This window comes from Pseudomonas sp. EL_65y_Pfl2_R96 (assembly GCF_963970905.1).
Taxonomy (GTDB): domain Bacteria; phylum Pseudomonadota; class Gammaproteobacteria; order Pseudomonadales; family Pseudomonadaceae; genus Aquipseudomonas.
The window spans coordinates 192326-215250 of record NZ_CAXAQH010000007.1 but is presented as its reverse complement, the minus strand read 5'-3'; the positions used below and the strand labels follow the sequence as shown (position 1 = coordinate 215250).

At 61.5% G+C, this 22925-nt stretch carries 17 protein-coding genes and 1 pseudogene; 11 read left to right on the top strand and 7 right to left on the bottom strand.

Translation table 11 applies throughout. From position 1 onward, the window contains the following. Positions 1-77 precede the first annotated feature (77 nt). The 5 genes from hglS to AACY49_RS10775 form a co-directional block, all read right to left on the bottom strand. Positions 78-1469, bottom strand: coding sequence for a 2-oxoadipate dioxygenase/decarboxylase HglS (hglS, locus tag AACY49_RS10795; RefSeq protein ID WP_339523597.1), 1392 nt, complete (start codon positions 1467-1469; stop codon positions 78-80). A gap of 128 nt (positions 1470-1597) precedes the next feature. Further along, positions 1598-2815 (bottom strand): glycolate oxidase subunit GlcF, encoded by a 1218-nt coding sequence (gene glcF / locus AACY49_RS10790; RefSeq protein WP_339523595.1) that lies wholly within the window; start codon positions 2813-2815, stop codon positions 1598-1600. Between the two features lie 13 nt (positions 2816-2828). Further along, positions 2829-3878, bottom strand: a complete 1050-nt coding sequence (gene glcE, locus AACY49_RS10785; RefSeq protein ID WP_258700112.1) for a glycolate oxidase subunit GlcE — start codon at positions 3876-3878, stop codon at positions 2829-2831. After that, entirely contained in the window at positions 3878-5377 is a 1500-nt protein-coding gene (gene glcD / locus AACY49_RS10780; RefSeq protein WP_258700113.1) for a glycolate oxidase subunit GlcD, read from the bottom strand. The genes glcE and glcD overlap by 1 nt, the downstream gene beginning before the upstream one ends. A gap of 203 nt (positions 5378-5580) precedes the next feature. Beyond that, positions 5581-6507, bottom strand: coding sequence for an alpha/beta fold hydrolase (locus AACY49_RS10775; protein ID WP_339523591.1), 927 nt, complete (start codon positions 6505-6507; stop codon positions 5581-5583). A gap of 244 nt (positions 6508-6751) precedes the next feature. Here AACY49_RS10775 and AACY49_RS10770 point away from each other — a divergent pair. Both AACY49_RS10770 and AACY49_RS10765 read left to right on the top strand, forming a co-directional pair. After that, positions 6752-7575, top strand: a pseudogene (locus tag AACY49_RS10770) (MASE2 domain-containing protein). Between the two features lie 206 nt (positions 7576-7781). Further along, on the top strand, positions 7782-9020 hold the full coding sequence (locus tag AACY49_RS10765; RefSeq protein WP_339523589.1) for a M20/M25/M40 family metallo-hydrolase: 1239 nt from the start codon (positions 7782-7784) through the stop codon (positions 9018-9020). Between the two features lie 167 nt (positions 9021-9187). On the opposite strand, the gene AACY49_RS10760 is transcribed toward AACY49_RS10765, so the two are convergent. Together AACY49_RS10760 and AACY49_RS10755 are read right to left on the bottom strand one after the other, a co-directional pair. Then, positions 9188-9799: a glutathione S-transferase family protein gene (locus AACY49_RS10760; RefSeq protein WP_258700116.1), complete on the bottom strand. Its 612-nt coding sequence runs from the start codon at positions 9797-9799 to the stop codon at positions 9188-9190. 109 nt (positions 9800-9908) lie between these two features. Further along, complete coding sequence (locus AACY49_RS10755) at positions 9909-10829, bottom strand: MurR/RpiR family transcriptional regulator (protein ID WP_258700117.1); 921 nt, start codon at positions 10827-10829, stop codon at positions 9909-9911. Positions 10830-11139: 310 nt separating this feature from the next. Here AACY49_RS10755 and AACY49_RS10750 point away from each other — a divergent pair, with 310 nt between their 5' ends. From AACY49_RS10750 to AACY49_RS10710, 9 genes are all read left to right on the top strand, one after another. Further along, positions 11140-13077 carry a bifunctional 5-dehydro-2-deoxygluconokinase/5-dehydro-2-deoxyphosphogluconate aldolase gene (locus tag AACY49_RS10750; RefSeq protein WP_339523566.1) on the top strand — a complete coding sequence of 646 codons (1938 nt, stop codon included), beginning with the start codon at positions 11140-11142 and terminating at the stop codon, positions 13075-13077. Positions 13078-13248: 171 nt separating this feature from the next. Continuing rightward, positions 13249-14139, top strand: a complete 891-nt coding sequence (gene iolE / locus AACY49_RS10745) for a myo-inosose-2 dehydratase (RefSeq protein ID WP_339523564.1) — start codon at positions 13249-13251, stop codon at positions 14137-14139. Next, entirely contained in the window at positions 14139-14948 is an 810-nt protein-coding gene (iolB, locus tag AACY49_RS10740) for a 5-deoxy-glucuronate isomerase (protein ID WP_339523561.1), read from the top strand. Before iolE ends, iolB begins: the two co-directional genes overlap by 1 nt. A gap of 44 nt (positions 14949-14992) precedes the next feature. Further along, positions 14993-16495 (top strand): CoA-acylating methylmalonate-semialdehyde dehydrogenase, encoded by a 1503-nt coding sequence (locus AACY49_RS10735; RefSeq protein WP_339523559.1) that lies wholly within the window; start codon positions 14993-14995, stop codon positions 16493-16495. Positions 16496-16521: 26 nt separating this feature from the next. Next, positions 16522-17343 carry a TIM barrel protein gene (locus AACY49_RS10730; protein ID WP_339523557.1) on the top strand — a complete coding sequence of 274 codons (822 nt, stop codon included), beginning with the start codon at positions 16522-16524 and terminating at the stop codon, positions 17341-17343. A 136-nt stretch (positions 17344-17479) separates the two neighbouring features. Further along, entirely contained in the window at positions 17480-19411 is a 1932-nt protein-coding gene (gene iolD / locus AACY49_RS10725; RefSeq protein WP_339523555.1) for a 3D-(3,5/4)-trihydroxycyclohexane-1,2-dione acylhydrolase (decyclizing), read from the top strand. 31 nt (positions 19412-19442) lie between these two features. Further along, the gene (locus AACY49_RS10720; protein ID WP_339523553.1) at positions 19443-20468 is read left to right on the top strand and encodes a Gfo/Idh/MocA family protein; all 1026 of its coding nucleotides are present in this window, start codon (positions 19443-19445) and stop codon (positions 20466-20468) included. Positions 20469-20624: 156 nt separating this feature from the next. Continuing rightward, entirely contained in the window at positions 20625-21485 is an 861-nt protein-coding gene (locus tag AACY49_RS10715) for a sugar phosphate isomerase/epimerase family protein (RefSeq protein ID WP_339523551.1), read from the top strand. A gap of 137 nt (positions 21486-21622) precedes the next feature. Beyond that, on the top strand, positions 21623-22675 hold the full coding sequence (locus tag AACY49_RS10710) for a Gfo/Idh/MocA family protein (protein ID WP_339523549.1): 1053 nt from the start codon (positions 21623-21625) through the stop codon (positions 22673-22675). Positions 22676-22925 lie beyond the last annotated feature (250 nt).

Sequence of the window (22925 nt, the reverse complement as noted above, 5' to 3'; positions counted from 1 at the left end):
GACTTTGTGAGTGCTACGCACTCAAGCGGGAGCAAGCTCCCTCGCCACAAAGTGTGTTTGACTGAGAACTCTTTGGGTCAATTCAGATTCGGCAATCCCAACGCCGCAAAACATTCCTCAATCGACCGCCGCTGCGTCTCGGCATACAGCCCCAGCTCATCAATCGTCGCACGCCCCAAGGCTTTTTCGAACGCTTGCTGGTTGGAATGCACGCCATAGTGGGCTTGCGCCGCATCCCCCAGGTTCGACTGAAAAATCCCCGCCGCGCTGACCGGCAGAAAGTCTTCGTACACCAGCGGTTCAACCCGCACATACCCGTCACGGAGCAAATCCTCCAGCGACGCGCCTTTCAGCCCATTCGCCGCCAGGCTTTTTTCCGTCACGAAATAGCGAAAGTACGCCAGTTCCTGTTGGCGCATCTCCTCGACGGTGTCAGGAAATTCACCAAAGTGCTGCGTCATTAGTGCGTTGTAGCGTGCAGCATTGGCCTCGTTGGGGAACTCCTTGAGTTCGTCCCGGGCAGCGTTGAGCAAACGGTCGTAAAGCGCCCGGCCTTTGGGGGTGAGCGCCGCGCCGCGTTGCTCGATTTCACCGAAACGGGCGCTGTGGCTGCCACGTATCTCGGCTTGATCGGTAAAAGCAATCGGCTCGTCCAGTGCCTTGAAGCTGGTTTGACGCAGCAGGATTGGGCATTGGCGGCGGGGCGGGCCTTCGATCACCGCTTTGGGGGTGATGCCGTGGGCGGGCATTTGCGCCTGGACGATGTCGATGTCCAGGGTGCGTGGTGTCAGGTGGTTGATGTGCGGGCCCTTGAACGCCACCACGTCGGCGATCAGTCGATGCTGGGCGCTGAGTCGTTGGTATTGCTCGGCGGTGACGGTGGCGCTGTGGTGCCAGCGGAAGGTTTCCAGCGCCTGCGCGACGAAATCCTGCGCCTCGTATTCGCTCAGGCCGCCCTGGGTTTCAGCGCGTTCGATGAGGGTCAATGCCGCCGGGGTGAAGATCGAACGCGAGTCCAGCACCGACTGGGCAAAGGCCCGCAATTCGGCGTCTTCGATCAGTTCCAGGCGCAGCAGCGAGGTGAACACCCGGAACGGACTGACCTGCAACGCCGCCTCATGCGCGGCACGGAACGCGGTGGAATGCACCGGCACGCCGGCCGGGGTCAGGTCGTAATAGCCCACCGGTTGCATGCCCATCACCGCGAACAGGCGGGCGAGGGTCGCCTGTTCGGCGGCGGTGCCGACGCGGATCGCACCGTGGCGCTCCAGGTCCAGCCGCTGGATTTCACCGGTGCTGTGCAGCTGTCGGGCGATTTGCGGGTCGCTGTCCAGCACGTGGCGGTTGGTCTGTTCCACCAGTTCCATCAGCGCGCCGTACAGCGGCACTTCTTCGCGGTACATGTCGGACATCGCTTTGGAGAAGCGTTGGCGGATCAGGTCGGGGCTGACGAAGTTCGGGAGGCTCATGAAAAAATTCCTGGCGCAGTGACATAACGGATGCCGGAAAAGATCGCAGCCTTCGGCGGCGCCGACAAACGAAGTTTCTGACGAACCTCATTCTGCCAAGGACTGTTCTTGCCACTTGGGCTGTTCGGTCAACGCAGCACTTGATCCACCAATTCGATCCAGTGCCTGACCGGCGTTCGTCCGGCGCTGTTGAGGTGGCTCTGGCAGCCGATGTTGGCGGTGGCGATGATTTCGGGGTGGCCGCTTTCCAGAGCGTTGAGTTTGTTGTCGCGCAGTTGCCGGGCCAGTTCCGGTTGGGTGATCGAATAGGTGCCCGCCGAGCCGCAACACAAATGACTGTCGGGCACTGCCGTGAGATTGAAGCCCAGCCGGGTCAGAACCGCCTCGACTGCGCCACCGAGTTTCTGTGCGTGCTGCAAGGTGCAGGGGCAGTGGAAGGCGATCCGTCGGTCGGTGGCGGCGCAGACCTGTTCCAAAGGCTCATCGGCCAGCACTTGCACCAGATCCAGCGCCAGTTCACTGACCCGCCGGGCCTTGGCCGCATAGACCGGATCGCGCTCCAGCAAATGCCCGTAATCCTTGATGAATGCGCCACAGCCGCTGGCGGTTTGCACGATGGCTTCGGCACCGTTTTCCAGGTGCGGCCACCAGGCGTCGATGTTGCGTCGGGCGCGGTCCAGGCCCATGGCTTGGGCGTCGAGGTGATAGTCCAGCGCGCCGCAGCACCCCGCTTCAGGTGCCGGAATCACGCTGACCCCCAACCGATCCAGCACCCGCGCCGTCGCAGCATTGGTGTTCGGCGAGAGGCCGGGTTGCACGCAGCCTTCGAGCATCAACACCCGGCGAGCATGCCGAGGGGCAGGGCGCTCCCCTGTGGCGGGGAGGTCGTGGGGCAACTTCGCCTCGACGCCCCGTGGCAGCAACGGCCGGAATGTGGCGCCGATTTGCAGCAAGGTCCTGAACAGATATGGATTCGGCGCCATTGCCCGCAGCCCCTGACGCAGCAGCCGCTGACCGGCCGGGCGCGGCACCGCTTGATCGATCACGGCGCGGCCAATGTCCAGCAGGTTGTGATAATCCACCCCGGACGGGCAGGTGGTTTCGCAGTTGCGGCAGGTCAGGCAGCGATCCAGGTGCAACTGGGCTTTGGCCGTGGCGGGAGCGCCTTCGAGCACTTGTTTGATCAGGTAGATGCGCCCGCGCGGCCCGTCCAGTTCGTCGCCCAGCAGTTGATAGGTCGGGCAGGTCGCGTTGCAGAACCCGCAATGCACGCAGGTGCGCAGAATCTTGTCCGCTTCTTCGGCGCGGGGCAGTTGCCGGGACTGTTCGCTGAGGTTGGTTTGCATTGAGAACGCCCCCCTAGAACTCCGCGTACATCCGGCCGGGATTGAACAGCCCTTGCGGGTCCAGTTGCGCCTTGAGTTGCCGGTGATAGCGCAGCAGCGCCGGGGCCAGCGGCTGGAACGGCGTGTCGCTGACGCCATGGCTGAAACAGGTGGCGTGGCCGCCGAGTTCATGGGCCAGTGATTGAATATTGTCGGCCGCGGATTTCAACCAGCGTTGCGCGCCGCCCCAGTCGATCAGTTGCTCGCTGGGCATGTCCAGAGGCCCGAGGTTATTGGGCAACGACAAGCGCCACAGCGGCAGGCCCTCATTGAAAAAGTCTAGCCGTTGTTCGTTCAGGTCGGCCCAATAACCGGAATCCAGCGGTTCGCCGCCGAGCCGTTGATGGGCAGCCGCGACCGACCCTTCGCCGCCTTCCAGGCGCAGGTACAAACGCTGGCCGTCATGGCTGGCGGCGCTGATGGGCAACGGTTGCTGGCCCCATTGCGCCAGATTGGCCAAGGCGCGGGCGCAGTCGATGCCCAGGCTGATGCTCAGGCATTGCCGGGGTTTGGGCAGTACCTTGAGCGAGACTTCGGTCAGCACGCCGAGGCAGCCATAACTGCCGACCATCAGGCGCGAAAGGTCGTAGCCGGCGACGTTTTTCATCACTTCGCCGCCAAAGCGCAGGTGGGTGCCGAGGCCGCTGATCATCCGTGTACCGAGGACAAAATCCCGCACCGAGCCGGACCACGGCCGCCGTGGCCCGGACAACCCCGCCGCGATCATCCCGCCGACGGTGGCGCCTTCGCCGAACGACGGTGGCTCGCAGGGCAGCATTTGCCCCGCCGCATCCAGTGCGGCAAACAGCTCGCGGAGCGGCGTGCCGGCGCGAACGCTGATCACCAGTTCCGTCGGGTCGTACCTGACGATGCCGCGATGGGCGCGGGTGTCGAGTATTTCTCCGGCCACTTCACGGCCGAGAAACGCCTTGGTATTGCCGCCCTGAATGCGCAGCGGCGTGACGTTTTCCCGCGCCTGTTTGACCTGCTCCAGCAGGGCTTCACTGGCATCGAAGTCCGGCATCAGAAACGCTCCAGCTCAGGGAACGGCAGTTCTCCTGCGTGGATGTGCATCGCGCCGAATTCCGCGCAGCGGTGCAGGGTCGGGATGTTCTTGCCGGGGTTGAGCAGACCCTTTGGGTCGAACGCGGCTTTCACGGCGTGAAACAGGGTCAACTCGTCACTGTTGAACTGCGCGCACATCTGATTGATTTTCTCCCGGCCGACGCCGTGCTCGCCGGTGATGCTGCCGCCGACTTTCACGCACAGTTCGAGGATCTTGCCGCCAAGGGCTTCGGCCCGTTCCAGTTCGCCCGGCTGGTTGGCGTCGAACAGGATCAGCGGGTGCATATTGCCGTCCCCGGCGTGGAACACGTTGGCCACCCGTAAGCCATATTCTTGCGCCAGATTGGCGATGCCCTGAAGCACGCCGGGCAGTTCGCGGCGGGGGATGGTGCCGTCCATGCAGTAGTAATCGGGCGAGAGGCGGCCGATGGCCGGGAAGGCGTTCTTGCGCCCGGCCCAGAACCGCACGCGCTCGGCCTCATCCCGGGCCTGGCGCACCTCGCTGGCACCGGCCTGTTGCAGCACCTCGCGGACTCGTTCGCAGTCGTCGTGGACATCGGCTTCGACACCGTCCAGTTCGCACAGCAGGACCGCCTCGGCGTCCACCGGGTAACCGGCGTGGATGAAGTCTTCAGCGGCACGGATCGCCAGGTTGTCCATCATCTCCAGGCCTCCCGGGATGATCCCGGCGGCGATGATCTCGGCCACCGCGCGGCCGGCCTTTTCCACCGAATCGAAACTGGCCAGCAGGACTTTGGCGACCTGGGGTTTGGGCAGCAGTTTGACCGTGACTTCGGTGATGATCCCCAGCAAGCCTTCGGACCCGGTGAACAGCGCCAGCAGGTCGAACCCCGGCGCGTCCAGCGAATCCGCGCCGAGGGTCAGGTGTTCGCCCTCGAGGGTCAGTATTTCGAGTTTCAGCAGGTTGTGCACGGTCAGGCCGTATTTGAGGCAATGCACGCCGCCGGCGTTTTCCGCGACGTTGCCACCGATGGAGCAGGCGATTTGCGAGGACGGATCAGGCGCGTAATACAAACCGAACGGTGCCGCTGCCTGGGATATCGCCAGGTTGCGCACCCCCGGCTGGACCCGTGCGGTGCGGGCGGCAGGGTCGATGTGCAGGATGTCGTTGAACCGCACCATCACCAGCAGCACGCCTTTGTCCAGCGGCAGCGCACCACCGGACAACCCGGTGCCGGCCCCACGCGCCACCACCGGCACATTCCGGGCATGGCAGAGCTTGAGCAGCGCCTGCACCTGTTGCAGATGTCGGGGCAGGGCCACCAGCATCGGCGTGGTGCGATAGGCCGAGAGACCGTCGCATTCGTAGGGTTTGAGCTCTTCTTCGCGCCAGAGGATGTCCAGGTCTGGCACCTCCTGTTGCAAGGCCTTGAGCAGCGCGGCCTTGTCGACATCGGGCAGAACACCGTCGATGCGTTCGTCGTAAAGAATGTTCATCGTCGCGATCCGTTCATTTCGCGAACCTCTGTGGCGAGGGGGCAACCTTCAATGCCGGTGGGTTAAAGTGCGAAACCTGTGGGAGCGGGCTTGCTCGCGAAGGCGGTGCGTCTGTCGACATCAAGGCTGGATGTGCCGCCGTCTTCGCGAGCAAGCCCGCTCCCACATGAGTTGCGCAAGCCCTCTGGCCACAGGGGATCTCATCAGTTTTTCCTTCCCAAAAACTCCCGGTACAACCGCGCCGTGTTGGCCGGCTGTTCAACCATCGGCATATGGCCGACACCGTCCCAGATTTCCACCTGCAGATCGGCGATGCCCTTGCTCCAGACCGGCACGCTGCTGACGTCGATCAAGCGGTCCTTGCGCCCCCACAGGAGCAGCGCCGGGCATTTGATGTCGGGCAGTTTCGGCTCCATCGGCGGGCTGGCGTGGAAGTCCCTGAAGATTTCTTCCAGTTCGTCGCGCTGCTGTTCATAGCGCTGGGCGACGGCGTCCAGCACGATCCCTGGCACCCATGGCGGGGAGGCCATGGTCATGGCGTAGAAGCTCTGGAACTCTTCACGGGAATGAATCAAGAACGGGTTGTGGCCGCGAGCCAGGTGTCGCTCCATGTCGCTGGGCTCCGGGGCGGTGACGCCGGCCGGGTCGAGCAACGCCAGCGAGACAATGCGCTCTGGATAATTGGCCGCCAGCCAGGCCGCGATGTAACCGCCCATGGAGTTGCCGATCACATGCACTTTCTCGACCCCGCAGACATCGAGCAACTGGATCAGCCGCTTGGCCTGAACCGGAATGTCATAACCGCCGCCGGCCTTGAAGCCGGTTTCGCCATGGCCGGCGAGGTCGGGAATGATCACCCGGTAGTCGTCGACAAAATGCCGGGCAAAGCGCAGCCAGACGTTCTTGTCGGCGCTGTAGCCATGCAGCATCAGCACACTGCTGGAGGCTTCGTAAGGCCCGCCTTGCCAGGTCGAGACGGTCATTTCGGTGATCGGCACGACGATCTTGTGCAACCGATACAGCCGGGCCTCCAGCGCCATGTTCAAGTCATAGAGCCAGTAACCGATGGCCGGGTAACTCAACCAGCTCCAGGCCACGAAGACTGCGATAACGACAACCAACAAAAGCATCAGGCGATTCCTTGCAATGATCAGGACAGAATGTGGTCGGCAGGACTTTGCATGGACCTCCTCATCGTTGTTTATCGATCCCTCCCTTCATGTATAGACCAAACAGTGGGCACTCAGCTCATGGCGAGCCCACGCTATTCAGACCGCCAGCCGGTGATGGCTATTTGCCGGTGCCCTGATAGACTTCAAACACACTTTCAATCCCGCGTGTTGCCAGGCTCCGTTCAGTGGTACAGAGGCCTCTATGGAAAAAAAGGGAGGAAAGGGACTTTCACTGGCCAGGAGGCTTTATGGATCGCGAATCCTGGGTCTGGCCCTTGGATTATTGTGCGTCGGCGCAGGGATGTATCCACTCGACCCGGCGCCATGGGTCTGGGTGGTGATGCTGCTCAACGGGCTGCTCTGGCCGCATGTGGCTTATCAATGGGCGCGTCGGGCGAACGTTCCTCTCCACGTCGAACATCGCAACATCTTGGTGGACGCGTTTCTCGGCGGTTTCTGGGTGGCGGCCATGCGGTTCAATCCGCTGCCCAGCGCGGCAACGCTGTCGATGATGGCGATGCACAACGTGGCCATCGGCGGTTTGCGTTTTCTGTTGGTGGGCGCCGTCGCGCAAATGCTCGGGATAGGCCTCGGGTTGCTGGTGTTCATGCCGGCTTTTGTCCCGCAGACCAGTCCGTTTCAGCTGTACGCCTGTTTGCCTTTGCTGTCGATTTATCCGATGACCCTGGGCTGGATCTGTTTCCGTCAGGCCCATACCCTCGGCCGACACAAGCGCGAGTTGTTGGCCCTGAGCCGCACCGACAGCCTGACCTGCCGCTGGACCGCGCCGCGGTGGCGATGGATGCACTTCGTGATCGTTTTTCCACGTTGGGTTACGAGCAGAACCCGGCGCTGAAAGTCAGTCTGAGCATCGGCCTGACGGCCTTCAACCCGGCCCACGACGATGCGATCCTATGGCTCAACGACGCCGACCAGGCGCTCTACGAAGCCAAGTCCACCGGCCGCAACCGCGTCATTTGCCATGGCGACGGCAAGCCGCGTAAGGCGTTGCTCGATTCGGTGTAGCCCAATCACCACACATCCCCTGTGCGGGCTTGCTCGCGAAAGCGGTGTGTCAGTCACATCCGTATTGAATGTGCCGCCGCCTTCGCGAGCAAGCCCACACATTGGAACTGTGACTAATCAGGTTTGTGTGTGTCGTATTGTGTATGGAGCCTTGCGGCGCAGTCAGGCAGGGTTTCAGGAAACCGACACGAAACAAGGATCGATTCATGACGTTCAAGCTCCCTCGTTCCCTCCTGGCCACCAGCCTCGGCCTGACCCTCGCCCTCAGCGCCTTCTCCCCCGCAGCCTTCGCCGACCCCCACAAACAAGTCCTCGCCGATGCCGAACAGTACAAGGGTGAAGCCCTGAAACTGCTGGAGCAGTTGGTGAACATCGACTCCGGCTCCAGTTATGAACCGGGTTTGACCCAGGTGAGTGACATCGTCATCGACGAGTTGAAGAAGCTTGGCGCCAGCATTGAACTCGTGCCCAACACCCCGGACGAGAGCAACCATGTGCTCGCCACCCTCAAAGGCACCGGCAAGGCGAAAATCCTGCTGATGGCGCACATGGACACCGTGTTCAAGGAAGGCTCGGCCGCTGAGCGCCCGTTCCACATCAAGGACGGCCGCGCCTATGGGGCGGGTGTGATGGATGACAAGGGTGGTATCGTCGCCGGGATCTACGCGCTGAAAGTCCTCAAGAACCTCGACTTCAAGGATTACGCGCAGATCACCTTCCTGCTCGACGCCAGCGAAGAAACCGGCTCGGGCGTCGCCACCGACCTGATCAAGAACACCACCAAGGCCCACGACGTGACCCTCAACCTCGAACCGGGGCGCCCGGCCGATGGCCTGGTGGTATGGCGCAAAGGCCGCGCCACCGCGGTGGTCGAGGTCAAAGGCAAGGCGGCTCACGCAGGGGTTGCGCCGCAATTGGGGCGCAACGCCGCGATGGAGGCCGCGCACCAGATACTGCAACTCGGCAAACTGTGGGACGCGCAGAAGAAAACCACCATCAACTTCACCGTGCTCAAGGCTGGCGACCGCACTAACGTGATTCCGGACCAAGCCACGGCCAAGGCTGATGTGCGAGCAGTGGTACCGGAAGAATTCGACCGGATCGAAAAGGACCTGGCGCGGGTTTCGAAGGACAAACTGATTGCCGATACGGAAGTCACCACCACCCTCAAGCGCGGATTGCCGCCGATGCCGCACACCGCAGAGTCGGATCGCTTGATGGCCATGGCCCAGGGGATTTACGGCGAAATTGGCCGTAAATTGACGGAGGAAGGCAGTGGTGGGGCAGCGGATGCCAGCCTCTCGGCCGGTGTAGGCACGCCGACGCTGGACGGGTTCGGGATTGTCGGGGGGAATATCCATACGCCTGAAGAGTACGCCGAGGTCGAGAGCGTGGCGCCGCGGATTTATCTGTTGTCGCGGATGATTATGGAGTTGGCCAAGTAGTAATCGGCCAGACTCCAATATCAGACAGTTAAGGTGCGCAACCTGTGGGAGCGAGCCTGCTCGCGATGGCGGCGGTACATTCAGCATCAATGTTGGCTGACCCATCGCTATCGCGAGCAGGCTCGCTCCCACAGGGATTTGCAGTGTTTCGGCTTACTGCGTACTGCCTAGTCGATCGGCGTACCGACAAACACCTCAAGCCCCTCGGCATACGCCGTGAACGCATCGATCAGCGGAAACTGCGTGGCCTCCACCTGATCCGGCACCACCAGGTTGGTAAAGCTCCAGGCTACCGCCAGGGTAATCCCGTCTTGCGTGATCGAGCCGTCGGTCTTCAGCGGCTGTTTTTCCAGTTCCCGCTCCAGCGCCGAATACGCCGCCGCCAATTGCCCCTCGACCCGTTCCACCCAAGGCCCGTACTGAATCTCCGCTGGTCGCAGGCTACGTTCGTAGTAAAGCTGCACCGACTTCTCACACGCCGCCAACGCCAGGCCGATCAATCGCAGCGAGCGCAATCGTTGATCCGGATCGTTGGCTATCAGGCTTTTACCCGGCGCGGCCAGGGCCTCCAGGTAGTCGATGATCAGCGTCGAATCCATCAACACTTCGCCGTCATCCAGTACCAGCGTCGGGGCCTTCACCACCGGGTTGATCTGCTGGAACTGCTCGAAGTTTCTGAACACCGAAACCGACTCGTGTTCCAGCGGGATGCCCAGGCATTTGGCGCAAATGGCGACGCGCCGCACGTAGGGCGAATCCAGCATGCCAATCAGTTTCATTGAGCCTCTCCTTACAGACGGTCCTTGGGGATGGACAACCTTAGCCGAGGTTCAGCGACCTGCAAACGGTTTCGCGCTCATCCTCAGGCCTATTGTTCATCCTCGAAGGCTAATCCTCAAAGCCTGCCTGCTCATGAATCTCATCGACCTTCAATTCCAGTCGATAAGCCACGGCAATGAACAGCGCCTGGCACAGGCACAAGGTCGCGCTCAACGAGCGGAAGGCGAACGAGCTGCCTTCGTTGACCAGCAGCACGGTGTTGGCGCGTTTGGCCAGCGGCGAGAGGTTGCTGTCGGTGATGATCAGGGTTTTCGCCTGATGGTGCTGGGCAATGCGCAGGCAGTGCTGGGTTTCCTTGCCGTAGGGCGTGAAGCTGATGGCGATTACCAGGTCATTGGCGCGCACGCTGCGCATCTGCTCGCGGTAACTGCCACCGAGGCCCGACACCAGGTGGATGCGCTTGTTGGTGTGTTGCAGGTTGTAAACCAGGTAATCGGCCACCGCGAACGAGCGGCGCACCCCGACCACGTAGATGTTGTCGGCATTCACCACCAGATCCACGGCCTTGTCGAAGGCCTGGTCATCGAGTTCCAGCCCCAACCGTTCGATACCCGACAGGGTGGCGTTGATGCATTCGCGTGCCAGGTCGCCGCCACTGGCCTTCTGGGACTTGTTGGCGATCATGCTGCGGATGCGTTGCTGGTAGTTCTGCACCGGCGTGGTTTTGTGGGTGTAGGCCTCGCGGAACAGCGCCTGCATTTCGCTGAACCCGCTGAACCCGAAGCGCTGGGAAAACCGCACGATGGCCGACGGGTGCACTTCGCATTCGCGGGCGATGTCGCTGATGCGGTCGACCATGATCCGGTCGCTCTGCTGGCTCATGTAGCTGGCGATGCGTTTGAGCTGGCGCGGCAGGCTTTCGTATTCGTTGGTGATCAGCTGCAACAGACGCTCGGCATTGATCGGGGGGCTGGCGAGATCGCTGTCGGGCGTGCTCTCGGTCGGAGCCGGCTGATCGGTGCGGGACATAAGAAATCCTTCTGGCTTGTTCTTATAGAGATGACGGATAGCGTCATCCCCTGACAATAGGTTGGCTGTGCGCAGTCTACAGGGTAGGCCGGAATAAAATCTTGAGCTTGCGCCCGGCGTGGGGTCTGCTGAAACGATGCACGGTGTCTGGAACGCTTGTGCAAAAGCTTATTGGAAAAAATATTCCATGTAAAAATAATTAGAATAATTATTGATTGTCCGGCCCCGGACGTTTTAGTCTGCATCCACCAAGAGTGTTCGGCGCCTGCATCGCCCCGAACGCAGGCTGATAAAAATAACAGGAGCCAGCATGGGCCAGACTCGTTTTGCCAGTGGGCGTCAATTGGATCTGATTTGCCTGGGGCGCCTTGGCGTCGACCTCTATGCGCAGCAAGTCGGAGCGCGGCTGGAGGATGTGAGCAGCTTCGCCAAATACCTCGGCGGTTCGTCCGCCAACATCGCCTTCGGCACCGCTCGGCTGGGTTTGAAGTCGGCGATGCTGAGCCGGGTAGGGGACGACCACATGGGTCGCTTCCTGGTTGAATCGCTGACCCGCGAAGGCTGTGACGTCAGCGGTATCAAGATCGATCCGGAACGCCTGACCGCCATGGTCCTGCTGGGCCTCAAGGACCGCGAAACCTTTCCCTTGGTGTTCTACCGCGAAAACTGCGCCGACATGGCGCTGCGGGCTGAAGACATCAGCGAAGCCTTTATCGCTTCCAGCAAAGCCTTGCTGATCACCGGCACCCATTTCTCCACCGACGGCGTCTACAAGGCGAGCATTCAGGCGCTGGACTACGCCGAGAAGCACAACGTCAAACGGGTGCTGGACATCGATTATCGACCGGTACTCTGGGGGCTGGCCGGCAAGGCGGACGGTGAAACCCGCTTCGTCGCCGACCAGAACGTCAGCCAGCACGTGCAGAAAATCCTCCCGCGTTTCGACCTGATCGTCGGCACTGAAGAAGAATTCCTGATCGCCGGCGGCTCCGAGGATTTGCTCACCGCGCTGCGTAATGTCCGGCGCCTGAGCGCGGCAACGTTGGTGGTCAAGCTCGGCCCGCAAGGTTGCACGGTGATCCACGGGGTGATCCCGGCGCGTCTCGAAGACGGCGCGATCTATCCCGGCGTGCGCGTCGAAGTGTTGAATGTGCTGGGGGCCGGCGATGCCTTCATGTCGGGTTTCCTCAGCGGTTGGCTGGAGGACGCCAGCGACGAACGCTGCTGCCAGTTGGCCAATGCCTGCGGCGGTCTGGTGGTGTCACGCCATGCCTGCGCCCCGGCGATGCCGACCCGCGCCGAACTCGATTACCTGTTCAACAGCCCGGTGCCGATCACCCGGCCGGATCAGGACGCGGTGTTGCAGCGTCTGCATCAGGTCAGTGTGCCGCGCAAACAGTGGAAGCAACTGTTCATCTTTGCCTTCGATCATCGCGGGCAACTGGTGGAGCTGGCCCACAAGGGCGGGCGCGACCTGAGCGCTATCGGCGAACTCAAACAACTCTTTATCAAAGCGGTGGAGCGGGTCGAAGCGGATTTGCGTGAGCAGGGTGTCGACGCCGATGTCGGCTTGCTGGCCGATCAACGTTTCGGCCAGGACTCGCTGAACGCCGCCACCGGTCGCGGCTGGTGGGTGGCACGACCGGTGGAGGTACAAGGCTCGCGGCCATTGGCGTTCGAACACGGGCGCTCGATCGGCAGCAACCTGATCGCCTGGCCGCAAGAACAGATCATCAAATGCCTGGTGCAATTCCATCCCGACGATGAGCCGTTGCTGCGCTTGGAGCAGGAAGCGCAGATCAAGGGCTTGTATCAGGCCTCCCAGGTCAGCGGTCATGAACTGCTGCTGGAGATCATTCCGCCCAAGGATCACCCGTCAACCCATCCGGACGTGCTGTATCGCGCCCTCAAACGCCTCTACAACCTGGGCATCTACCCGGCGTGGTGGAAGATCGAAGCGCAAAGTGCTGAGGAATGGAAACAACTCGACGAACTGATTCAGGAACGTGATCCGTATTGCCGTGGTGTCGTGCTGTTGGGTTTGAATGCGCCGGCGGCGGCGTTGGCCGAAGGGTTTCAGCAAGCCAGCCAGAGCCAGACCTGCCGAGGTTTTGCCGTGGGCCGGACGATTTTCCAGGAACCGAGCCGCGCGTGGATGGCCGGTGAAATCGACGACGAAACGCTGATCCGCCAGGTGCAGGGCACGTTCGTCGAACTGATCGACGCCTGGCGCACGGCCCGGGCCTGATGGAACACCGCAATACCTGTGGGAGCGGGCTTGCCCGCGATGACGGCGGCACATTCAACATAAATGTGACAGCTAGATCGCTATCGCGGGCAAGTCGAATCGTCGCACCGCCACTCCCACAGGGTTTTGTGTCGCTCTTACTGGTTATGTAAAACAATAAAAGGTGCAGCCATGCCCGCTATCCGAATTGGCATCAACCCGATCTCCTGGAGCAACGACGACTTGCCGTCCCTCGGTGGCGAGACGCCGTTGAGCACCGCCCTGAGCGAAGGCAAGGAAATCGGCTACGAAGGCTTCGAACTCAACGGCAAATTCCCCAAAGATGCCAAAGGCGTCGGCGACGTGCTGCGGCCCTACGATCTGGCGCTGGTCTCCGGTTGGTATTCCAGCCGTCTGGCCCGCCGCTCCGTGGCCGAGGAAATCGACGCCATCGGCAGCCATGTCGAGCTGCTGGCGAAGAACGGCGCCAAGGTGCTGGTCTATGGCGAAGTCGCCGACTCCATTCAAGGCCAGCGCATTCCCTTGGTCGAACGCCCGCGTTTCCACACCGAGCAAGCCTGGCAGGAATACGCTGACAAACTCACCGAACTGGCGCGTTTCACTCTGTCTCAAGGCGTGCGTCTGGCGTACCACCACCACATGGGTGCCTATGTCGAATCCCCGGCGGACATCGACAAACTGATGGCATTGACCGGCAGCGAAGTCGGCCTGCTGTTCGATTCGGGCCACTGCTACATGGGCGGCGGCGAGCCGTTGCAGGTGTTGCGCAAGCACATCGAACGGGTTTGCCACGTGCATTTCAAGGACGTGCGCAAACCGGTGGTGCAACTGGCGCGCAATAACCTGTGGAGCTTCCCGGACTGCATCATCAACGGCACGTTCACCGTGCCCGGTGATGGCGACATCGACTTCGGCGCCTTGCTTGATGTGCTGCTGACTGCCGATTACCACGGCTGGCTGGTGGTCGAGGCCGAGCAGGATCCGGCGGTGGCGCCGAGTTACGTTTACGCCAAAAAAGGCTACGACACCTTGCGTGCGCTGCTCAATGAGAGGACCGCGTGATGAGCCTGTTGGTCAAAAGCAATGCGCGCGGCCGGACCATGGTCGAGCTGGGGCCGGGTGAGCTGGAATACGTCGGCTTCGCCGCTTACCGCCTGAGCTTCGGTGAAACCCTGCCGGTCAGCGCCGGCGACAAGGAACTGTGCCTGGTGTTGCTCAGTGGTCGGGTCAGCGTCAAAGGCGAAGCGCCGGGGCAGGGAGCGTTCGATTGGGACAACATCGGTGATCGCCAATCGGTCTTCGAAGACAAATCCCCGTTCGCGGTGTACTTGCCGCCCGGCAGCCAGGCGCAAGTGGTCGCGCTCAGCGACGTGCAAATCGCCGTCTGCGCCGCCCCCGGTTCGACCACCGAAAACCTCGGCCCACGGCTGATCAAACCCGACAGCATGAAGCGCAACGTGCGCGGCAAGGGCGCCAACACCCGTTACGTCTGCGACATCCTGCCAGACACCGAGCCGGCCCATTCGCTGCTGGTGGTGGAAGTGCGCACGCCGTCCGGGCACTCGTCGAGCTATCCGCCGCACAAGCACGACACCGACGATCTGCCGCACCAGAGCTTTCTCGAAGAAACCTATTACCACCAGATCAACCCGCCCCAGGGCTTCGTGTTCCAGCGGGTCTACACCGACGATCGCAGCATCGATCAGGCCATGGCCGTGGAAAACAGCGACCTGGTCGTCGTACCCAAGGGCTATCACCCGGTCAGCGTGCCCTACGGCTATGAGTCGTATTACCTGAACGTGATGGCCGGCCCGAAACGCGTCTGGCAGTTCCATAACGATCCGCAGCACAGCTGGCTGCTCGATCTCTGAATTACAACGCCTGAATTTGAACATTCGAACGGAGAACAAGCGCAATGAGCGACGCCCAGGTAATAGGCCATTACATCGACGGTCAAGTGCAGGACAGCGGCAGCGAGCGGTTCAGCAATGTCTTCAACCCGGCCACCGGCAGCGTTCAGGCGCGGGTCGGGCTGGCCAGCCAGAAGACCGTGGATGACGCCGTCGCCTCGGCCATGAAGGCATTTCCGGCGTGGTCCGAGCAATCGTCCCTGCGCCGTTCGCGGGTGATGTTCAAGTTCAAGGAATTGCTCGACCGCCATCACAACGAACTGGCCGAAATCATCAGCCGTGAACACGGTAAGGTGTTCTCGGACGCCAAGGGCGAAGTGACGCGCGGCATCGAAATCGTCGAGTACGCCTGTGGCGCACCGAACCTGCTGAAAACCGATTTCAGCGACAACATCGGCGGTGGCATCGACAACTGGAACCTGCGTCAGCCGTTGGGTGTTTGTGCCGGCGTTACCCCATTCAACTTCCCGGTGATGGTGCCGCTGTGGATGATTCCGCTGGCGCTGGTCACCGGTAACTGCTTCATCCTAAAACCCTCCGAGCGCGACCCGTCGGCCAGTTTGCTGATGGCGAAATTATTGACCGAAGCCGGATTGCCGGACGGTGTGTTCAACGTGGTCCAGGGCGACAAGAGCGCGGTCGATGCCTTGCTGCAACATCCGGACATCGAGGCGATTTCCTTTGTCGGTTCGACGCCGATCGCCGAGTACATCCACCAGCAAGCAACCTCGCGCGGCAAACGTGTGCAGGCCCTGGGCGGGGCGAAGAACCACATGATCGTCATGCCCGACGCCGATCTGGATCAAGCGGCAGATGCGTTGATCGGCGCGGCGTACGGTTCGGCCGGTGAGCGCTGCATGGCGATTTCGATTGCCGTGGCGGTGGGCGATGTCGGCGACCAGTTGATTGCCAAACTGCTGCCGCGCATCGATCAACTGAAAGTCGGCAATGGCATGCAGGGCGACAGCGACATGGGGCCGCTGGTGACTGCCGAGCACAAGGCCAAGGTCGAAGGTTTTATCGGCGAAGGCGTGGTCCAGGGCGCGCAGCTGATTGTCGACGGGCGCAACTTCAAGGTGCCGGGGGCCGAGAATGGCTTCTTCGTCGGCGCCACGCTGTTCGACAACGTCACGACCGAGATGAGCATCTACCAGCAAGAGATCTTCGGGCCGGTGCTGGGCATCGTGCGCGTGCCGGACTTCGCCAGCGCCGTGGCACTGATCAACGCCCATGAGTTCGGCAACGGCGTGTCCTGTTTCACCAGCGATGGCGGCATTGCCCGGTCGTTTGCCCGCAGCATCAAGGTCGGCATGGTCGGCATCAACGTACCGATTCCGGTGCCCATGGCCTGGCACTCGTTCGGCGGCTGGAAGCGCTCGCTGTTCGGTGATCACCACGCGTATGGCGAAGAAGGCATTCGCTTTTACAGCCGCTACAAAAGCGTGATGCAGCGCTGGCCCGACAGCATCGCCAAGGGCCCTGAATTCAGCATGCCGACAGCCAAATGATTCACTTGTGCGGAGAACAATAAAAAATGAGCAAACCCCTGCATTTCGCCCTGAACCGTATGGTCGCCCCACGTTTGTCCCTGCCCGCGTTCATCGAGTTGGCGGTGACCCTCAAGGCAGACGCCATTGAGATCCGCAATGACCTCAAGGGTGTCGAAATCGAGGACGGTACCGCACCCGAGCACGTCCGTGAGCTGTGCGCGGCCAAAGGCATCACCGTGCTGTCGATCAACGCGCTGTATCCGTTCGATGTCTGGAATGACGAGCGCCGTGCACACGCGCTCAAGCTCGCCGGTTATGCCCGTGATTGCGGCGCGCAGGGTTTGGTGATGTGCCCGTTGAACGACCGCGCCGATCCACGAACCGAGGCACAGCGTGCTTCTGGGTTGCGCACGGCGCTGAGCGAACTGGCGCCGATCCTGCGCGATCACGGCATCCTCGGCTTCATCGAACCGCTGGGTTTCGAAGAATGTTCGCTGCGGCGCAAACGCACGGCGGTCGATGCGATCAAGGCCATCGGCGGGCTGGACGTGTTCCGTCTGGTGCATGACACCTTTCACCATCACCTGGCCAGCGAACATGAATTCTTCCCTGAGCTGACCGGCCTGGTGCACATCTCCGGTGTCGAAGATGCCGAGGCGCCGCTGGCGACCATCCGCGACGGCCATCGGGTGCTGGTGGGCGAGGGCGACATCCTTGGCAACGCGGCACAGATCGAAACCTTGCTCGCTACCGGCTACAGCGGCTACCTGTCGTTCGAACCGTTCGCCGACAGCGTCCATGGCCTGGCGGATATCCAGACGGCGATCGGCGCGAGCATGGATCACCTGCAGAAATCCCTGGCCTGAGGCCAACGCAGATCAACTGTGGGAGCGAGCCTGCTAGCGATGAGGGCGGCACATTCAACATTGATAGCGCCTGATACACCGCAATCGCGAGCAGGCTCGCTCCCACAGGGTTTCTTCACGTATTGAAGGATCGGACATGACCACAACAAGACTGACCATGGCCCAGGCCCTGGTGAAATTCCTCGATAACCAGTACATCGAGGTCGATGGGGTTCAGAGCAAATTCGTCGCCGGGATCTTTACCATTTTCGGCCACGGTAACGTGCTGGGTCTGGGGCAAGCCCTGGAGCAGGACAGCGGCGACCTGATCGTCCATCAGGGGCGCAACGAACAAGGCATGGCCCACGCCGCCATCGGTTTCGCCAAGCAACACCTGCGGCGCAAGATCTACGCCTGTTCTTCATCGGTGGGCCCGGGGGCAGCGAACATGCTGACCGCTGCCGCGACGGCCACCGCCAACCGTATTCCCTTGCTGCTGTTGCCCGGCGACGTTTATGCCTGCCGCCAACCGGATCCGGTGCTGCAACAGATCGAGCAGTTCCACGACCTGAGCATCAGCACCAACGATGCGTTCAAGGCCGTGAGCAAATACTGGGACCGCATCAACCGTCCCGAGCAATTGATGACGGCGGCGATCCACGCCATGCGCGTGCTTACCGACCCCGCCGAAACCGGCGCCGTGACCCTGGCCTTGCCGCAAGACGTGCAGGCCGAGGCTTACGACTACCCCGATTACTTCCTGCAAAAACGCGTGCACCGCATCGAGCGCCGTCCGGCCACCGAAGCGATGCTCGGGGATGCGTTGGCGCTGTTCAAAGGCAAACGCAAGCCACTGATCATCTGCGGCGGCGGGGTCAAATACTCCGGCGCCAATGCAGCGTTGCAGGCGTTCGCCGAGCGCTTCGATATTCCCTTCGCCGAAACCCAGGCCGGCAAAAGCGCGGTGGTGTCCAGCCATCCGCTGAACGTCGGCGGTATCGGCGAAACCGGTTGCCTGGCGGCGAACCTGCTGGCCAGGGACGCTGATCTGATCATCGGTGTGGGCACTCGCTACAGCGATTTCACCACCGCGTCGAAATCCTTGTTCAAACACCCGGATGTGCAGTTTCTCAACCTCAATATCAGCCCCTGCGACGCCCTGAAACTCGATGGCGTGCAACTGCTGGCGGACGCCAAAACCGGTTTGCAGGCGCTGGCCGAAGCGCTGGGCGATTACCGCTCGAGTTGGGGCGATCAACCCCGCCAGGCCAAGGCGCAGCTGGATGAGGAAGTCGATCGAATTTATCAGGTCGAATACTCGGCGAAAGATTTCGTCCCGGAAATCAACGACCACCTGGACCCGGCGGTGCTGCGCGAATTCATCGAGTTGACCGGTTCCTGCCTGACCCAAAGCCGGGTACTCGGCGTGCTCAATGAAATCCTGGCCGATGACGCCGTAATCGTCGCCGCCGCCGGCAGTTTGCCCGGTGACTTGCAGCGCAGCTGGCGCAGCAAAGGCGTGAACACTTACCACGTCGAGTACGGTTATTCGTGCATGGGTTACGAGGTGAATGCCGCACTGGGCGTGAAGCTCGCCGAGCCTGAACGCGAGGTCTATGCGCTGGTGGGCGACGGCTCCTACATGATGCTGCATTCGGAGCTGGCGACCTCGATCCAGGAGCGGCGCAAGATCAACGTGGTGCTGCTGGACAACATGACCTTCGGCTGCATCAACAACCTGCAAATGGAACACGGCATGGACAGCTTCGGCACCGAGTTCCGTTTCCGTAATCCGGAAACCGGCAAGCTCGATGGCGGCTTCGTGCCGGTGGATTTCGCCATGAGCGCGGCGGCTTACGGCTGCAAGACCTACAAAGTGAACACCGTTGAAGAGTTGCAAGCTGCGTTGGCGGATGCGCGGTTGCAAACGGTGTCGACGCTGATCGATATCAAGGTCCTGCCCAAAACCATGATTCACAAATACCTGTCGTGGTGGCGGGTCGGCGTGGCGCAAGTCTCCACCAGCGCCCGCACCGACGCGGTGGCCAAGACCCTCAACGAGCGACTGGCCAAGGCCCGTCAATATTGATTGCCCTGAACGAACCCACAGGAGTGTTTACATGTCTTTGCTTTCCAATTCATTGCGCATTGGCGTCATCGGCACCGGGGCCATCGGCCAGGATCACATCCGTCGTTGCAGCCAGACCTTGCTCAATAGCCAGGTCGTTGCGGTCACTGATATCAATTTGCAGCAAGCGGCCAAGGTCGTTTCCGACCTGAAACTGACCGCCGAGGTCTATCCCGACGGCCACGCACTGATCAAGGCGCCGGAAGTCGAGGCGATCCTCGTCACCTCCTGGGGCCCGAGTCACGAAGAGTTCGTGCTGGCTGCGATTGCCGCCGGCAAACCGGTGTTCTGCGAGAAGCCATTGGCCGTCACCGCCGAAGGCTGCCGCAAGATCGTCGAGGCCGAAGTGGCCCACGGCAAACGGCTGGTGCAGGTCGGTTTCATGCGCCCGTACGATGAAGGGTATCGGGCGTTGAAAGCAGTGATCGACAGCGGCCAGATCGGCGAGCCGTTGATGCTGCATTGCGCTCACCGTAACCCGACCGTGGGTGAGAACTACAAGACCGACATGGCGATCACCGACACACTGATCCATGAGCTGGACGTATTGCGCTGGTTGCTCGACGACGATTACGTGTCGGTGCAAGTGGTGTTCCCGCGCAAGACCAGCAAGGCTCACGCCCATTTGAAAGACCCGCAGATCGTGCTGCTGGAAACCGCCAAGGGCACGCGCATCGATGTGGAGGTGTTCGTCAACTGCCAGTACGGCTACGACATCCAGTGCGAAGTGGTGGGGGAGACGGGCATCGCCAAATTGCCGGAACCGTCGCAGGTTCAATTGCGCAGCGGGGCGAAGCTGTCCAATGCGATTCTGATGGACTGGAAGGACCGGTTCATCGCCGCGTATGACGTCGAGTTGCAGGCATTCATCGATGGCGTGCGGGCCGGGCAGGTGGGCGGGCCGTCGGCGTGGGACGGTTTCGCCGCCGCAGTCGCTGCGGATGCCTGCATCGAAGCGCAGAACAGCGGCCAGATCGTCAAAGTCGGCCTGCCAGACCGCCCCCGCTTCTACGACTAACCGATCGTTCCCACGCAGAGCGCCGATCGTTCCCACGCTCCGCGTGGGAATGCATCCCGTGACGCTCCGCGTCACAAAGCGGACGCGGAGCGTCCATGGCGGCGTTCCCACGCAGAGCGTGGGAACGATCAACGTCAAGTGATGGAGAACAACAACATGCGCATCGCACTAGACCCCTACATGTACCGCAATCTGTCCCTGGGCAAGATGGTCGACAAGGTCGCCGAGCTCGGTTACGAACACATCGAGCTGTCGCCCCGGGAAGATTTCCTGCCGTTCTATAAAGCCCCGCGGGTCGACAAGGCGCGAATCAAGGCATTTCGCAAAGCCCTGAGCGACACCGGGGTCAAACTCTCTTCTTTATTACCGATGTACCACTGGGCCGCCGCCGACGAAGGCTTGCGCGTGGCCGCGGTGCGCAACTGGAAGCGGGCGATCCAGATCGCCGTGGAGATGGACTGCGAGCTGGTCAACACCGAGTTCACCGGCCAGTCGGACAACCCGCTGGTGTGCGAGAACCAGTTCATGCGTTCCATGGACGAACTGATCCCCGAGTTCGAACGCGAAGGCATCAAGCTCGATATCCAGGCCCATCCTTATGATTTCTGCGAGCGCAACAACGAGTCGGTGGACATCATTCGCGGTCTGGACCGTGACTGGATCAACTACCTCTACGCCGCGCCACACACGTTTTTCTACGACGATGGCCAGGGTGACATCGCCTCGATGCTCAAGTACGCCGGGTCGAAACTGAGCCACCTGATCATTGCCGACACCTACAACCACAAGGCGTCCTCGGGCTTGCGCTACATCGTCAACCCGCCGGGCGTCACCGCCACCGTGCACCAGCATCTGGACATCGGCCAGGGCGAGGTCGATTGGGAAGCGTTTTTCGGCACCTTGCGCGAGATCAAGTTCGATGGCATCACCACCGTCTCGGTGTTCGCCTGGGAAGACCGGCCGGATGAGTCCAACCGGATGATGCTCGAGCGCGTCAAAAGCGAACTCTGTCGCTGACGGACCTTACACAAAACCTGTGGGAGCGGGTTTGCCCGCGATGACGGCGACACATTCAACATCTCAGTGATTGTCAGACTGCTATCGCGGGCAAGCCCGCTCCCACAGGGGCCGCGTTCTATAAGGAGAATACTTTCATGCGTATCGGACTTGTCGGTTACGGCCATGGCGGCCGGTTTTTCCATGCGCCGCTGATCAGCAGTTTGCCGGCGGCGACCTTCGTGGGCGTGGTCACCCGATCCGCCGAGCGCCGGCAATGGCTGGCCACGGAACACCCCGGCGTGCCGGCCTTCGACAGCATCGGCCAACTGGTCGAAGCGGGGGTCGATGTGCTGGTGGTGTCCACGCCGCTCAAAGGTCGCCCGGCGCTGGTGCTCGACGCCATCGAACACGGGGTGGCGGTGGTCAGCGACAAACCGTTCGCCGCCGACACGCAACAGGCGCAAACCCTGATCACCATGGCCGAGCGTCAGGGTGTGCAACTGAGCGTCTACCAGAACCGGCGCTGGGACTCGGACTTTCTCACCGTGCGCAAACTCATCGAGTCCGGTGCGCTGGGGCAGGTCACCCGTTTCGAATCGCGGATCGAGCGCTACTCGCCACAGTCGGTGAACAACGGCAGCGGCGGTGGTTTTCTGCGCGATCTGGGCAGCCATCTGGTGGATCAGGCGCTGCTGTTGTTCGGTCCCGTCGCCCGGGTTTATGCCGAACTGGATTACCTCGAAAAAGATCAGCCCTTCGACAACGGCTTCTTTATGTCCCTGACCCATGCCAATGGGGTGATCTCGCACCTGGGTGGCAGTTGTCTGCAAAGCACTCCTGGCCCGCGTTTTCGCGTGACCAGCACCCAGGGCTGCTACAGCGTCGACGGTCTGGACGGGCAAGAGGCGTCGACCCTGGCCGGGCTCACGCCCAAATCCGAGGGCGAGCGCTGGGGCGTCGAAGAGCATCGTCGCTGGGGCTGGTTCGAACAAGGCGAGGTGCGCGAGCGGGTGCCGTCCGAGCGAGGCTGCTGGAACCAGTTCTATTTGCAGCTACAAACCGCGTTACAGAGCGGTGGCCCACTGCCGGTCGAGGCCCGTGATGCACTGGCGACCACCCGCGTGCTAGACGCTGCGCGGCTCAGTTTCGAGCGGCATCAAGTGGTGGCGTTGAGCCCGTTCGAGAGCCATGGAATAAAACCAGAATAAAATTCTAAAATGAGTTGATATAGAAATTATTTTCCAATAAAGTCGTTTCCAGGTTGCCGACTATCAACGTCCGATCACGCTCAAGCAGGCCTTGAACGAGTGAAGGACGAACCAAAACAAGAAACAAAAGCCAGGTACCGTCGATGAAAACCTTCAACTCTGCTCTGCATGCTTTACGTTGCGCGCTGCACCTCTCTCGCGACCTGCCTCGCGTCTCGTTTCATTCCATCTCTCGCTTGCTTTGCGTCGA

Bases quoted from the DNA above. Each gene is read 5' to 3' on its own strand.
- AACY49_RS10735 (WP_339523559.1), top strand. From the start codon at position 14,993: ATGAGCGACGCCCAGGTAATAGGCCATTACATCGACGGTCAAGTGCAG.
- AACY49_RS10755 (WP_258700117.1), bottom strand. From the start codon at position 10,829: ATGTCCCGCACCGATCAGCCGGCTCCGACCGAGAGCACGCCCGACAGC.
- AACY49_RS10775 (WP_339523591.1), bottom strand. From the start codon at position 6,507: ATGCTTTTGTTGGTTGTCGTTATCGCAGTCTTCGTGGCCTGGAGCTGG.
- AACY49_RS10765 (WP_339523589.1), top strand. From the start codon at position 7,782: ATGACGTTCAAGCTCCCTCGTTCCCTCCTGGCCACCAGCCTCGGCCTG.
- iolE (WP_339523564.1), top strand. From the start codon at position 13,249: ATGCCCGCTATCCGAATTGGCATCAACCCGATCTCCTGGAGCAACGAC.
- AACY49_RS10730 (WP_339523557.1), top strand. From the start codon at position 16,522: ATGAGCAAACCCCTGCATTTCGCCCTGAACCGTATGGTCGCCCCACGT.
- glcF (WP_339523595.1), bottom strand. From the start codon at position 2,815: ATGCAAACCAACCTCAGCGAACAGTCCCGGCAACTGCCCCGCGCCGAA.
- AACY49_RS10710 (WP_339523549.1), top strand. From the start codon at position 21,623: ATGCGTATCGGACTTGTCGGTTACGGCCATGGCGGCCGGTTTTTCCAT.
- AACY49_RS10750 (WP_339523566.1), top strand. From the start codon at position 11,140: ATGGGCCAGACTCGTTTTGCCAGTGGGCGTCAATTGGATCTGATTTGC.
- AACY49_RS10715 (WP_339523551.1), top strand. From the start codon at position 20,625: ATGCGCATCGCACTAGACCCCTACATGTACCGCAATCTGTCCCTGGGC.
- glcE (WP_258700112.1), bottom strand. From the start codon at position 3,878: ATGCCGGACTTCGATGCCAGTGAAGCCCTGCTGGAGCAGGTCAAACAG.
- iolD (WP_339523555.1), top strand. From the start codon at position 17,480: ATGACCACAACAAGACTGACCATGGCCCAGGCCCTGGTGAAATTCCTC.
- iolB (WP_339523561.1), top strand. From the start codon at position 14,139: ATGAGCCTGTTGGTCAAAAGCAATGCGCGCGGCCGGACCATGGTCGAG.
- AACY49_RS10720 (WP_339523553.1), top strand. From the start codon at position 19,443: ATGTCTTTGCTTTCCAATTCATTGCGCATTGGCGTCATCGGCACCGGG.
- hglS (WP_339523597.1), bottom strand. From the start codon at position 1,469: ATGAGCCTCCCGAACTTCGTCAGCCCCGACCTGATCCGCCAACGCTTC.
- AACY49_RS10760 (WP_258700116.1), bottom strand. From the start codon at position 9,799: ATGAAACTGATTGGCATGCTGGATTCGCCCTACGTGCGGCGCGTCGCC.
- glcD (WP_258700113.1), bottom strand. From the start codon at position 5,377: ATGAACATTCTTTACGACGAACGCATCGACGGTGTTCTGCCCGATGTC.